The sequence below is a fragment of the Variovorax paradoxus genome (assembly GCF_030815975.1).
Lineage (GTDB): Bacteria > Pseudomonadota > Gammaproteobacteria > Burkholderiales > Burkholderiaceae_C > Variovorax > Variovorax paradoxus_N.
The window spans coordinates 3261876-3275053 of record NZ_JAUSXL010000002.1 but is presented as its reverse complement, the minus strand read 5'-3'; the positions used below and the strand labels follow the sequence as shown (position 1 = coordinate 3275053).

The 13178-nt window shown below is 67.0% G+C and carries 13 protein-coding genes; 8 read left to right on the top strand and 5 right to left on the bottom strand.

Going from position 1 to position 13178, the window contains the following annotated elements:
• Positions 1–6: 6 nt before the first annotated feature.
• The 3 genes from pilV to QFZ47_RS19170 are packed head-to-tail and all read right to left on the bottom strand — an operon-like array spanning position 7 to position 1580.
• Positions 7–624 (bottom strand): type IV pilus modification protein PilV, encoded by a 618-nt coding sequence (gene pilV, locus QFZ47_RS19180; protein ID WP_307657127.1) that lies wholly within the window; start codon positions 622–624, stop codon positions 7–9.
• Complete coding sequence (locus tag QFZ47_RS19175) at positions 625–1104, bottom strand: GspH/FimT family pseudopilin (RefSeq protein WP_307657126.1); 480 nt, start codon at positions 1102–1104, stop codon at positions 625–627. It abuts the gene before it with no gap.
• The gene (locus QFZ47_RS19170; protein ID WP_307657125.1) at positions 1095–1580 is read right to left on the bottom strand and encodes a type IV pilin protein; all 486 of its coding nucleotides are present in this window, start codon (positions 1578–1580) and stop codon (positions 1095–1097) included. Before QFZ47_RS19170 ends, QFZ47_RS19175 begins: the two co-directional genes overlap by 10 nt.
• Positions 1581–1834: 254 nt before the next feature.
• Here QFZ47_RS19170 and QFZ47_RS19165 point away from each other — a divergent pair, with 254 nt between their 5' ends.
• The 5 genes from QFZ47_RS19165 to QFZ47_RS19145 all read left to right on the top strand — a co-directional run bounded on the left by QFZ47_RS19165 (position 1835) and on the right by QFZ47_RS19145 (position 7157).
• Positions 1835–3172: a C4-dicarboxylate transporter DctA gene (locus QFZ47_RS19165; protein WP_307657124.1), complete on the top strand. Its 1338-nt coding sequence runs from the start codon at positions 1835–1837 to the stop codon at positions 3170–3172.
• A 5-nt stretch (positions 3173–3177) separates the two neighbouring features.
• Complete coding sequence (locus QFZ47_RS19160) at positions 3178–3882, top strand: GntR family transcriptional regulator (protein ID WP_307657123.1); 705 nt, start codon at positions 3178–3180, stop codon at positions 3880–3882.
• A 91-nt stretch (positions 3883–3973) separates the two neighbouring features.
• Complete coding sequence (locus QFZ47_RS19155; RefSeq protein WP_307657122.1) at positions 3974–5056, top strand: AI-2E family transporter; 1083 nt, start codon at positions 3974–3976, stop codon at positions 5054–5056.
• Between the two features lie 162 nt (positions 5057–5218).
• Complete coding sequence (locus tag QFZ47_RS19150; RefSeq protein ID WP_307657121.1) at positions 5219–5650, top strand: DUF2141 domain-containing protein; 432 nt, start codon at positions 5219–5221, stop codon at positions 5648–5650.
• Between the two features lie 10 nt (positions 5651–5660).
• On the top strand, positions 5661–7157 hold the full coding sequence (locus tag QFZ47_RS19145) for a carotenoid oxygenase family protein (protein ID WP_307657120.1): 1497 nt from the start codon (positions 5661–5663) through the stop codon (positions 7155–7157).
• Positions 7158–7176: 19 nt separating this feature from the next.
• Here QFZ47_RS19145 and QFZ47_RS19140 read toward each other — a convergent pair whose 3' ends face one another.
• On the bottom strand, positions 7177–8079 hold the full coding sequence (locus QFZ47_RS19140) for a LysR family transcriptional regulator (RefSeq protein WP_307657119.1): 903 nt from the start codon (positions 8077–8079) through the stop codon (positions 7177–7179).
• 112 nt (positions 8080–8191) lie between these two features.
• Here QFZ47_RS19140 and gcl point away from each other — a divergent pair, with 112 nt between their 5' ends.
• The 3 genes from gcl to QFZ47_RS19125 are packed head-to-tail and all read left to right on the top strand — an operon-like array spanning position 8192 to position 11716.
• Positions 8192–9985, top strand: coding sequence for a glyoxylate carboligase (gene gcl / locus QFZ47_RS19135; protein ID WP_307657118.1), 1794 nt, complete (start codon positions 8192–8194; stop codon positions 9983–9985).
• Between the two features lie 14 nt (positions 9986–9999).
• On the top strand, positions 10000–10779 hold the full coding sequence (hyi, locus tag QFZ47_RS19130) for a hydroxypyruvate isomerase (RefSeq protein WP_307657117.1): 780 nt from the start codon (positions 10000–10002) through the stop codon (positions 10777–10779).
• A gap of 28 nt (positions 10780–10807) precedes the next feature.
• The gene (locus QFZ47_RS19125) at positions 10808–11716 is read left to right on the top strand and encodes a 2-hydroxy-3-oxopropionate reductase (protein WP_307642181.1); all 909 of its coding nucleotides are present in this window, start codon (positions 10808–10810) and stop codon (positions 11714–11716) included.
• Between the two features lie 3 nt (positions 11717–11719).
• Here QFZ47_RS19125 and QFZ47_RS19120 read toward each other — a convergent pair whose 3' ends face one another.
• Positions 11720–13057, bottom strand: a complete 1338-nt coding sequence (locus QFZ47_RS19120; RefSeq protein ID WP_307657116.1) for an NAD(P)/FAD-dependent oxidoreductase — start codon at positions 13055–13057, stop codon at positions 11720–11722.
• Positions 13058–13178: the final 121 nt, after the last annotated feature.

The window sequence follows — 13178 nt, the reverse complement described above, 5'->3', positions numbered from 1 at the left end:
GCCTCCTCACGACAGTGCCCCGATCCGGACCTTGGTGGTGACGACCCGATGCATTTTTTCGTCGCTGTAGGCGCCGCTGCCGCAGGGAAACGCAGTGGTGCCATCTGCCAGGGTCGGGGCGGCCGTCTTGACGAGGCCTTGCCACGACACGGCGATCATGTAGATGTTGTTGGCGGGGTCGTCGAGGGTCACGCAGCCGACGGCGCCGATCATGGCGCCAAGCTTGGCGCCCGCCTGGATCTCGGCCTGCCCCTTGAGCATGTTGTCCCAGGCCGTGAGATCGGCCGCGGCCCGCGCCTGTTGCTGCGCATCGCCCGCAGCGCAGCTCGCAACCCCGGTGTTCCCCGTGCCGGTGCCCAACTGCACGCCGGTCGCCCCATTGGAATAGCAGGTGGCGACCTTCCGGTTGGCATTGAGGCGGTCCGACATGTCCTGCACGAGCTGCAGCGCCTGGATCCGCTGGTAGGACTCCATTTCGGCCATGCTCGAACGACTGCTCACCCCCACCAGGCCGAGCAGCCCGAACAACAGGATGACGAGCGAGACCAGCACTTCGATCAGCGCGATCCCTTGCTGGGGTGCCGCCACCTGAAGCGGGTGGCCACAAGCGGTATGGTGCGGCATCTAGCAGACCCCCGTGCTGCTGCTCGGCACGCCGCTCAAGCCGATGGAGACACAGCGGGAACTCACGCCGCTCAGAGCGGGCGACGGCGCGATGGTGAATTTGGTGCCGGTTGTCACGGCACGGCCGTCCTTGCCGTAGGTGATGGCGCCCAGACCTTGCGAATCGGTGATCGAGAGGTTCTTGTAGGCCTCCTGGTTGTGAAACGTGAGGGTTCCGTCACTGACTCTCCAACCGCCGTCCCAGGCGGTCCCGATCTTCTGCAGGGACACGTTGGTGTTGCGGGTCACGGCTTGGCTCCGGGCGAGCGTGATGGCGGCCATCAGGTCGAAGGAGACGTTGCGCACGCGCTGGTTGGCGATGAACGCGCTGAAGGAGGGCACCGCGATGCCGGCCAGGATCGCCATGACCGTGATGACGGTGATCAGCTCGATCAGCGTGAAGCCACGCGTGCGGTGCTTCGAACGGCGGCCTACCAGCATCCCGCCACTCCGTTGGAGCCCGACGCGGTCTTCGTGCCTGCCTCGTCGATGGTCAGCGTTCCGCAGACAGTGTCCCGCGCCAGCTGGCTGCCGATCGGCGTGGCCGTGACCGTGAAGCCCGGCAGCGTCGTTCCGGTCTTGAGCGGCGTGGTGACCGTGTAGTTGGACGACACATGGGAGGGAACGCTCGAATTCAGTGCTGTGAGGGTGGCGGCATAGGTCCGCGCGTCCAGCAGATAGCGCTGCTGGAGGTTGCTGAGCTCCAGCATGTACCCCTGCGCCGCCGATCGGTTGGAGCGCACGATGTAGCTGGTGTACGACGGATAGGCGATAGCCGCCAGGATGGCGACGATCGCCACCGTGACCATCAGTTCGATCAGCGTGAAGCCACGCGCCCCCGCCGGCCCGGGCCGGAAGCCGTGCAAGCTGCTGGCATGCACCGATGCCGTCGTCGATTTTCTTGAAAACTGATACATGAGACTGCATCCATTCGCCACCCGATCTCCAAATAAACCGGGAGCAGGCTCGGAAGTCCTTGAATGTGACTATATGTGAGGAATGTGAAAAAGTCACACTAATTCACATTGGTTGTGCGAGCGCGACGGCTTCCAACCCTGGCACCGGGGAATACCCTCTGGCCATGCTGCAGCCTACTTGCCTACATTTCTTGTATGCAAGACAAAGGAATCCTTGCATGCAAACACCGCCCAGACATACAAGGAGACTCCTGATGCCTCGCTTCGTCAAATCCCTCTTCGGCCAGGTCGTCATCGCGCTGGCGCTCGGCGTGCTTGCCGGCCTCTTCATGCCGGAGTTCGCCGTCAAGCTCAAGCCGCTCGGCGACGGCTTCATCAAGCTGATCAAGATGATCATCCCGGTGCTGGTGTTCTGCGTGGTGGTGCACGGCATCGCGGGCGCGGGCGACCTGAAGCGCGTGGGGCGGGTCGGCGTGAAGGCGCTGATCTACTTCGAGGTGCTCACCACCATCGCGCTGGCCATGGGCCTGGTGCTGGCCTTCGTGTTCCAGCCGGGCGTCGGCATGAACGTGGATCCGGGCAAGCTCGACGCCACGGCCATGAGCGCCTATGCCTCGAACGCCGACAAGCTCACCAGCGGCGGCACGGTCGAGTTCCTGATGAAGCTGATTCCCACCACGGTGGTCAACGCCTTTGCCACCGGCGACGTGCTGCAGGTGCTGCTGTTCGCGGTGCTGTTCGGCTGCGCGCTGTCGCTGCTGGGCGAACGCGGCAAACCGGTGGGCGCGGTGGTGGACGCGCTCTCGCTGGTGCTGTTCAAGATCATGGGCATCCTCATCAAGCTGGCGCCGCTGGGCGTGCTGGGCGCCATTGCCTTCACGGTGGGCAAGTACGGCATCGGCTCGCTCAAGCAGCTGGGCATGCTGGTCGCCCTGTTCTACGGCGCGGTGCTGATCTTCGTGTTCGTGGTGCTCGGGCTGGTCATGCGCATGTCGGGCTTCAGCCTCTGGAAGCTGCTGCGCTACCTGCGCGAAGAGCTCGCCATCGTGTTTGCCACCACCTCGTCGGACAGCGTGCTGCCGCAGATCATGGCCAAGCTGCGGCGCATGGGCATCCGCGATTCGACGGTGGGCCTGGTGATTCCCACGGGCTACTCGTTCAACCTCGACGCCTTCTCGATCTACATCACGCTCGCGGCAGTGTTCATCGCGCAGGCCACCAACACGCCGATCTCGATGGCGGACCTGCTGACCATTCTTGCGATTGCGCTGGTCACCTCCAAGGGCGCGCATGGTGTGCCGGGCTCGGCCATCGTGGTGCTGGCCGCCACGCTGCACGCGATTCCCGCCATTCCGGCGATCGGCCTGGTGCTGGTGCTCTCGGTCGACTGGTTCATGGGCATTGCGCGCGCGCTGGGCAACCTGATCGGCAACTGCGTGGCCACGGTGGCCATCGCGGCCTGGGAAGGCGACATCGACCGCGAGCGCGCCCATGCGGTGCTTGACGGCTCCTACTCGCCCGACGACGAACCGCTGGCCGAACCCGACGAGCCGCCGGCAGTGCCTTTGGCCGCGCGCGCCGGCAGCCATTGAAGCCGATGGCCGCCGACGTCAATCCCACCTCCATCGCGGAGCGCGTGGTCGAAGCCATCCTGGCGCAAAAGCTCGCACCGGGCGAGCGGCTGGGCGAGCAGGCGCTGGCCGAGAACTTCGCGGTAAGCCGGACCATGGTGCGCGAGGCGCTCATGCAGTTGCAGGCGCGCGGCTTCGTCGAGGTGCAGTCGCGCCGCGGCTGGTACGTGGTGGAGCCCTCGGCCGAGGAAGCACGCGACGCCTTCTCGGCGCGGCGCATCGTCGAGGCGGGCATCCTGGCCGAAAGCGAAGGCCGGCCGCTGCAAAAAGCCATCCGCAAGCTGCGCGACCACATTGCCGACGAGCGGCGCGCCATCGAGGGCGCCGATGCCGCCACGCGCGCCTTCCTGCTGGCAGACTTCCACGTCTGCCTGGCCGAGCAGATGGGCCACCAGCTGCTGGTGGACGTGCTGCGCGACCTCACGGCCCGCACCACGCTGGCCGCGACGCTCTACCAGTCGAAGCACGAAGCCGGCCAATCGTGCGCCGAGCACGGCGCCATCGTGGCCGCGCTGGAGGCCGGCGACACGGCCCAGGCGCGCCAGCTGATGATCGAGCACATCGGCAATGTCGAGCGCTCGCTCGAGGTCGAAACCGCGGCAGAGCCCGACGCCCCCGCCCGGCTGCGCGCCACGCTGGCGCCAGTGGCGCTGCCGCGCGCCAGGCGCTGATCCCGGCGCCGCAGCACCCGGGTGCTACCGCACAAGGGCGTGCCGACCGACACGGGGGTGCATTCGGGCTCGGCTACAGTCCGAATCACCTATGAATTCACCCCAACTCCAGCGCGGCGTCTTCCTCGCCCTGCTCGCTGCCGTCACTGTCGCCTTCCTCTGGGTGCTGATGCCGTTCTTCGGCGCGGTGCTGTGGGGCGTGGCGCTGGCCATCCTGTTCACGCCGCTCTACAAGCGGCTGCTCAAGGCAATGCCCGGCTGGCACAACGCTGCGGCGCTGTCGACACTGGCCATTTGCCTCTTCATCGTGATTCTTCCGCTGGCCATGGTCGGGGTGTCGCTGGTGCAGGAAATCGTGCAGGTCACGCAGAGCATCCGTTCGGGGCAGATCAATTTCGCGGCTTACTTCCAGCAGATCCTCAACGCCGTGCCGCAATGGCTGCTGAATCTCTTCGACCGCTTCAACCTCGGCGACATGGAGGCCTGGCAGGCCCGCATTTCCGCAGGCGCCGCGCAGGGCAGCCAGCTCATCGCCGGGCAGGCACTGACCATCGGCCAGAACACCTTCGACTTCGTCATCAGCTTCTTCGTGATGCTGTATCTGCTGTATTTCCTCGTGCGTGACGGCGCGGCGCTTTCGAAGTCGATGCGTGAGGCCGTGCCGCTTGCCAGGCCGCACACGCACTACCTGCTCAACAAGTTCACCACCGTGATCCGCGCCACCGTCAAGGGCAACGTGGCGGTGGCCATTGCGCAGGGCGCGATCGGCGGGCTGACGTTCTGGCTGCTGGGCGTGCAGGGCGCGCTGCTGTGGGCCGTGCTGATGGCCTTTCTCTCGCTGCTGCCCGCGGTGGGCGCGGCGCTCATCTGGGGGCCGGTGGCCATCTATTACCTGGCCACCGGCCATTTCTGGCAGGGCGGCATCCTGATCTTCGTGGGCGTGTTCGTGATCGGGCTGGTCGACAACATCCTGCGCCCGGTGCTGGTGGGCAAGGACACGCAGATGCCCGACTACATCGTGCTGATGTCGACCATCGGCGGCATGGCGATCTTCGGCATCAACGGCTTCGTGATCGGTCCGGTGATTGCGGCGCTGTTCATGGCGGCGTGGAGCCTGTTCGTGGAGTCGGGCCAGCTGGAGACCGCCCCCGGCGAGGACAAGAAGAGCAACTGAAGACCGGTTCGCGGCCGCCGGCCTGAGGGGCCGAAGCGGGCGCGCCCTGCGCCGGCTGCGTGCATCTTGCGCGGGCGTTTGCGCGTTTCGTCGCATCGCGCTGGGCGGCGCGCGGCGCTTGCGGGATCGTCGAGGCCTCCAACTTCCGACGAGGTCTCTCCCATGAACATTCTTCTGTCCCGGCCCCGCGTGCGCGCCCTGTGCGCCGCCGCGCTGCTTTCTCCGCTGGCCGCGCTGGCGGCCGACTTGAGCGTGAACGTGGCCGACGGCCCGGCCGCCGACGCCACGCTCTACCTGGCGCTGTACCACGACGCCGCCAGCTATGCCGAGAGCAAGGCCGTGGCCTCGCAGACCGCGCCGATGCAGGGCGGCAAGGCCCGGCTCGTGTTCGCGGGACTGGCGCCGGGGCGCTACGCGCTGCGGGCCTTTGCCGACGAGAACGGCAACGGCAAGCTCGACACCAACCTCATGGGCATGCCGACCGAACGCTACGGCTTCTCGAACGACGCAAAAGGCAACCGCGCCGCGCCCGCCTTCGAAGCCGCGGCAATCAGCGTCGATGCCGACCTGCAGACCATCATTCACCTGCGCTGAGGAGGCCGCCATGGAACGACGCGAACTCCTGCGCCTGCTGGCTTCGGCCGGCGCCCTGCCCCTGCTGGCACCGCTGGCCCGCGCAGCCGGCACGGACGACTGGCAAGCCCAGTTCGAAGCCGCCGGCTCGCCCTGGAAGGCCGGCTTCGCCACGCCCCCGGACGACCTGCCGCTGACCCGCGCCACGGTGCGCGGACGCTTCCCCGATGCCCTGGCCGGCACGCTGTTTCGCATCGGCCCGGCCGGCCACGACCTGGGCGGCGAGCGCTACCACCACTGGTTCGACGGCGACGGCATGGTGCATCGCTTCGTGATCGACGGGGCCGATGTGCGGCACCAGGGCCGCTATGTCGCCACGCCCAAGCGCGTGGCCGAGGTGCGGGCCGGCCGCCGCCTGTTCGAGGCCTTCGGCACCACGCCGCCGGGTGTCGAGCCGCCGACCTCGGCCGACAGCATCAATGTCGCCAACACCAGCGTGCTGCCGCTGCGCGGCGAGGTGCTGGCACTGTGGGAAGGGGGATCGGCCACGCGCATCGACGCGCGCACGCTGCACACGCTGGGCGTGAAGACCTGGCGCACCGACCTCGCGGGCATGCCGTTCTCGGCCCATCCCAAGGTCGATCCGGACGGCACGGTGTGGAACTTTGGCGTGAGTTCCGGCCAGGGCCTGCTCGCGCTGTACGAGATTGCGCCCCACGGCGCGCTGCGGCGCGCAGCCGTGGTGCCGGTGGCCGACATGCCGATGGTCCACGACTTCGCCGTGACCGGGCGGCACCTGGTGTTCCTGATGCCGCCGCTGGTCTACGACGGCAAGCGCAAGGAGGCCGGCGCGAGCTTTCTCGACGCCCACGTCTGGCGGCCGGAACTTGGCATGCGCGCGCTGGTGATCGACAAGCAGAACTGGGAGCGGCGCCAGATGCTCACGCTGCCGGCCGGCTTCCTGTTCCACGTGGGCAATGCCTGGGAAGAAGACACGCCCCGCGGCACGCTCGTCCACATCGACTACGTGCGTTCGGACAACGCCGATTCGGTGTTCACGACCAACCGCGAAGTGATGCGCGCGCGCCGCGTGAAGAGCATCGACCCGCGCCTGACCGTCGCCACGCTGAATCTCGGCACCGGCAAGGCCACGCAGCAGGCGCTGGCGCAGGAAGCCGAGTTTCCGCGCATCGACCCGCGACGCGTCGGCCTGCGTCACCGCCATGTGGTCCATGCCACGCAGACGCGCCCCGATGTGCCGGGCTTCGGCGCGATCGCGCGCACCGATGTCGAAAGCGACCGCAGCCAGCGCTTCAGCTACGGCACGCAGGCCCTGGTGGAAGAGCATGTCTTCGTGCCGGACGGCACCAGGCCGGGCTGGGTGCTGGGGACGGTGTTCGATTTCGGCCGGCAGAAGACAGTGCTGTCATGCTTCGCGGCCGACCACTTGGCGGCGGGACCGGTGGCGCAGGCCACGCTGCCGTACGCACTTCCATTGGGCCTGCACGGCGCCTTCGTGCCGGCCTGAAGCGCATCGTGGGGCACGTTCAGCCCGCCCACCACCCTTCGTCAAACCGCCCCTGCAGAAAGGCCACGAAGCCCGACACCTTCCCCGGCACCAGCTTGGGCGAGGGAAAGACGGCGTGGATCTCCTGCTCGGGCAGCGCATGGTCGCCCAGCACTTCGAGCACCTTGCCCGAGGCCAGCGATTCGCTCGCCACGTAGCGCGGCATCAGCGCAATGCCCAGCCCGTCGCGCGCCGCGGCCAGCACGGCCGAAAGGTTGTTGGAGCGAAAGCGCCCCGAGACCGGCACCGTCACCGGATCGCCCTTGGGCGTGTGCATGCGCCAGAACTCGTCGCCCACCACGCTGCTGTAGATCAGCGCCACATGCGCGCTCAGGTCTTGCGCGCGCCTGGGCGTGCCGTGCTTCTTCAGGTAGCCCGGCGCCGCGACCATGGCCCACGGGTTGGTGCCCAGGTAGCGCGCGCCCAGCGACGAATCGGCCAGCTTGCCCATGCGGATCGCCACGTCGATGCCCTGCGTGATGAGGTCGACGTAGCGGTCCTCGAAGCTCAGGTCGAGCTGCACCTGCGGATGCCGGCGCATGTATTCGAGCGCCAGCGGCACCACCACGCGGCGGCCGAAGGCCACCGAGGTGCCGATGCGCAGCAGCCCCTGCGCCTGGTTCTGGCGCAGCTGCACGATGCTCTCGGCCTCCTCGGCCTCGCGCACGATGTTCTTGCACTTCTCGTAGTAGAGCGCGCCCGGTTCCGTGAGGCTCACGCCGCGCGTGTTGCGGTTGAGCAGCCGCACCTTCAGGCGCGCTTCGGTGGCCGCGACCTGCTTGGTCACGGTGGGCTGCGTGGTGTGGAATTCGAGCGCCGCCTTCGAGAAGCTGCCGGTCTCGACCACGCGCACGAACATTTCCATTGCCAGCAGTCTGTCCATGGCCGGATCGTAAACCAGTTATTCCATAGCGGAATAGGTTTTATGGCCTGCAGCCGTCTTCTTCGAATGGTCTGCGCTTCCTACAGTGGACCTCACTCAAGGAGACAGTCCCATGGCAAAAATGAAAGCAGTCCAGGCCGCCGTGCTGGTGATGGAAAAGGAAGGCGTGACGCAGGCCTTCGGCGTGCCCGGCGCCGCCATCAACCCGATGTATTCCGCGCTGCGCCAGCGCGGCACCATCTCGCACATCCTCGCGCGCCACGTCGAGGGCGCCTCGCACATGGCCGAGGGCTACACGCGTGCCGTGGCCGGCAACATCGGCGTGTGCATCGGCACCTCGGGGCCGGCGGGCACCGACATGATCACGGGCCTGTATTCGGCCTGGGCCGATTCGATCCCTATCCTCTGCATCACCGGCCAGGCGCCGCGCGCGCGGCTCTACAAGGAAGACTTCCAGGCGGTCGACATCGAGTCGATCTCCAAGCCCGTCACCAAGTGGTCGGTCACCGTGCGCGAGCCCGGCCAGGTGCCGCAGGTGTTTCAGCAGGCCTTCCACCTGATGCGCTCGGGCCGCCCGGGCCCCGTGCTGGTCGATCTGCCTTTCGACGTGCAGATGGCCGAGATCGAGTTCGACATCGACAGCTACGAGCCGCTCACCCCCTACAAGCCGGCCGCCACGCGGGCCCAGATCGAGAAAGCCATCGGCATGCTCCAGGCCGCCGAGCGCCCGCTGATCGTGGCCGGCGGCGGCGTCATCAACGCCGATGCGTCCGACCTGCTGGTGCGCTTTGCCGAAGCCACCGGCGTGCCGGTGATTCCCACGCTGATGGGCTGGGGCGCGATCCCCGACGACCATCCGCTGATGGCCGGCATGTGCGGCCTGCAGACCAGCCACCGCTACGGCAACGCGACCATGCTCGCGAGCGACTTCGTGCTGGGCATCGGCAACCGCTGGGCCAACCGCCACACCGGTTCGGTCGACGTCTACACCAAGGGCCGCAAATTCGTGCATGTGGACATCGAGCCCACGCAGATCGGCCGCGTGTTCACACCCGACTTCGGCATCGTGTCCGACGCCAAGGCCGCTCTCGAGCAGTTCGTGGCCGTGGCCGAAGAGATGAAGGCCGCCGGCAGGCTGCGCGACCGCCGCGAGTGGGCCAGGTCGTGCATCGAGCGCAAGAAGACCATGCTGCGCAAGACCAACTTCGACGACGTGCCGATGAAGCCGCAGCGCGTGTACCAGTGCATGAACAACAACTTCAGCAACGACACCTGCTACGTGAGCACCATCGGCCTCTCGCAGATCGCGGCGGCGCAGTTCCTGCACGTGTACAACCCGCGCCACTGGATCAACTGCGGCCAGGCCGGCCCGCTGGGCTGGACCATCCCGGCCGCACTCGGCGTGCGCGCCGCGGACCCGACGCGCAAGATCGTCGCGCTCTCGGGCGACTACGACTTCCAGTTCATGATCGAAGAGCTGGCCGTGGGTGCGCAGTTCAAGCTGCCGTACATCCACATCGTGGTCAACAACTCCTACCTCGGGTTGATTCGCCAGGCGCAGCGCGGCTTCGAGATGGACTACTGCGTGCAGCTCGCGTTCGACAACATCAACGCGGGGCCCGATGCGGGCATCGAAAGCAGCTACGGCGTGGACCACCTGAAAGTGGTCGAAGGCCTGGGCTGCAAGGCGATCCGCGTGAACAAGCAGGAAGAGATCGCGCCAGCCATCCAGCGCGCCGAAGCGCTGATGGCCGAGTTCAGCGTGCCGGTCGTCATCGAGGTGATGCTGGAGCGCGTGACCAACATCGCGATGGGCACCGAGATCGACAACATCACCGAGTTCGAGCCCCTGGCCGAGCATCCGGCCGATGCGCCGACCGCCGTCGCGGCCGAGATGCTGGACTGAGCAGGGAGAAGCACATGCCCAAGTTCGCAGCCAACCTCACGATGCTCTTCACCGAGCTGCCGTTCATGCAGCGCTTCGAGGCCGCCGCCAAGGCCGGTTTCGAGGCGGTGGAATATCTGTTTCCCTACCCCTTCGAAAAGAAGGAGCTCGCGGCCGCGCTGCGTGCCAACGGCTTGCAGCAGGTGCTGCACAACCTGCCGGCCGGCGACTGGGACAAGGGCGAGCGCGGCATTGCCTGCCATCCGGAGCGCACCGGCGAATTCCGCGAAGGCATTGCCATGGCCATCGACTACGCCACGGCGCTGGGTTGCCCGCAGCTCAACTGCCTGGTCGGCAAGCTGCCTGCGGGCGTGAGCACCGAGGCCGCGCACAAGACGGTGGTCGAGAACCTGCGCCTTGCCGCCAGCGAGCTCGAAGCGGCGGGCCTGCGGCTCCTGATCGAGCCGATCAACACCTTCGACATCCCGGGCTTCTTCCTGACGCGCACCGACCAGGCACTGGCGCTGATCGACGAGGTGGGCTCTTCCAACCTGCGGGTGCAGTACGACATCTACCACGCGCAGCGCATGGAGGGCGAGCTCGGCAACACGCTGTCGAAGCACGTCGCGCGCATCGGCCACATCCAGCTGGCCGACAACCCTGGGCGCGGCGAGCCGGGCACGGGAGAAATCAACTATCCGTGGCTCTTCAAGCATATCGATGCGATCGGCTACGACGGCTGGATCGGCTGCGAATACAAGCCGCGCAGCGACACCGTGAACGGCCTCGGCTGGCGCGAAGCGCTCACGCAATAAAAGACAACTTCAAACCGGAAACAGAGACATGTCGCAATCGCAAAAAATCGGATTCATCGGCCTCGGCATCATGGGCGCGCCCATGGCGGGCCACCTGCTCGACGCGGGGCACCAGCTCTTCGTGAACACCCAGGGCAACACGCCCGAGCCCTTCATCTCGAAGGCCACCATCTGCGCCTCGGCGGCCGAGGTGGCGCGCCAGGCCGACATCATCTTCATCATGGTGCCCGACACGCCCGACGTGGAAAAGGTGCTGTTCGGCGAGCCGGGCACGCAGGGCGTGGCAGAGGGCCTGAAAGACTCGCGCGGCAAGATCGTGGTGGACTGCAGCTCCATCGATCCGATTGCCACCAAGGGCTTCGCCAAGCGCATCATCGCGCTCGGCTGCGGCTACATCGATGCGCCGGTCTCGGGCGGCGAAGTGGGCGCCAAGGCCGCGAGCCTCACCATCATGTGCGGCGGCGACGAAGGCACCTTCGGCCAGGTGCGGCCGCTGCTCGAGAAGATGGGCAAGAACGTCACGCTCGTGGGCAACGTGGGCGACGGCCAGGTCTGCAAGGTGGCCAACCAGATCATCGTGGCGCTCAACATCGCGGCCGTGGGCGAGGCGCTGCTGTTCGCCTCCAAGGCGGGCGCCGATCCGGCCAAGGTGCGCCAGGCGCTGATGGGCGGCTTCGCGAGTTCGCGCATCCTCGAGGTGCACGGCGAACGCATGATCAAGCGCACCTTCGCGCCCGGGTTCCGCATCTCGCTGCACCAGAAGGACCTGAACCTGGCGCTGCAGAGCGCACGGGCGCTGGGCGTGGCGCTGCCGCAGACGGCGGGCGCGGCGCAATTGATGAACGCCTGCGCGGCGTTGGGCCATGGCCAGCAGGACCACTCGGCGCTGGTGCGCGCGCTCGAGGCGCTGGCGCAGCACACGGTCACGCCAGACTGAGGCTCAGGTCTTCGCGGCTTCCAGAGACTCTTTCAGGTTGCGCCGGCGCCATGCCCAGGTCTTGATGGCCTGCGGCAGGATGCCGATGCACGAGGCGTAGTAGGTGATCTTGAAGCCCCAGAAGCGCGGGCCGATGGGTGTGTCGCGGAACAGGTCGCCCGCCAGGATGGACAGCAGCGCCTCCTGCATGCGCCAGATGTTGCGCGGGTTCATGAACAGCCGGCGGATGGCCGGCGAGGTGATGCGGTAGATGAACCACGAGAACATCTTGGGGCCGTGCTTCATCACCTTGTCGAAGCGGCGGAAGGCCTTCTCGGCTTGCTTCATCTCGCCCTTGAGCCAGAAGTCGGCCGCTGCGGCGCTTTCGAAGGCGCTGTTCATCGCCAGGTACACGCCCGACGAGAACATCGGGTCGACGAAGGCATAGGCGTCGCCCACCATCATGAAGCGGTCGCCGCGGCAGAACTTGGAGTCGTAGGCGTAGTTGCCGGTGGTGGTGGCGCCTTCCATCAGCGTGGCGTTCTTCAGGCGCGCGGCCAGCTTGGGCGCGAGCGCGATGGTTTCCATCAGGAATTCTTCCAGCGAGCCCTTGCGGTTCTTGAAGTACGCGGGCGAAGCCACTGCGCCCACGCTCACGGTGCCGTCCTTGAGCGGGATGTACCAGAACCAGCCGTGGTCGAACCAGAAGAGCGAGATGTTGCCTTCGTAGCGGCCGGGCCGACGTTCCGCGTTGGCAAAGTGGCCGAACAGGGCCGCGCTGGCGTGCCGGGGGTTGCGCTGCTTGGCATCGAACTGGTTCGACAGCACGGTGTCGCGGCCGCTCGCATCGATCACGAAGCGCGGGCGCCAGCTGGTTTCGGTGCCGTCTTCGGCCTTGATCTTCACCAGCGCGCGGTTGTCCGCGCCCTTGCCGGCGTCCATGTCCACGCCGGTGACGCGCTGGCCCTCGAAGGTGCGCGCGCCGCGCCCGGCGGCATGGCGGAACAGCAGCTCGTCGAACTCCGAGCGGCGCACGTGCACCGCATACGGAAAGCTCTTGTCCATGGCCTCGCCGAAGAAGAAGTGGCTGGTGTGGTCATGCCAAGGCGAGACGAACTCGGCGCCGTGCTTGGCAATGCCGATGGCCTCGACCTCGGTGCGCACGCCCAGCCGGTCGAACAGCGGCATGTTCATCGGCAGCAGCGATTCGCCGATGTGAAAGCGCGGATGGTGCGCCTTCTCGAACAGCACCACATCGTGGCCCTTGTCCGCCAGCAGCGCGGCCACGGTGGAGCCCGCCGGGCCCCCGCCGATGACCACGACGTCGGGCTCTGTACTCGTGAAAGGTCCGGGCGTCTTCATGCGCTCCCCTCCTGGGTCGTTCTTCGTTGTTGACGATGGCCGGCCGCAAGGCCGATGCACGGGGTGTTCGCCAAGAGTTAATCTTGGTAACAGTCGGGAGTTTAGCGAGTCGGCATGCCGG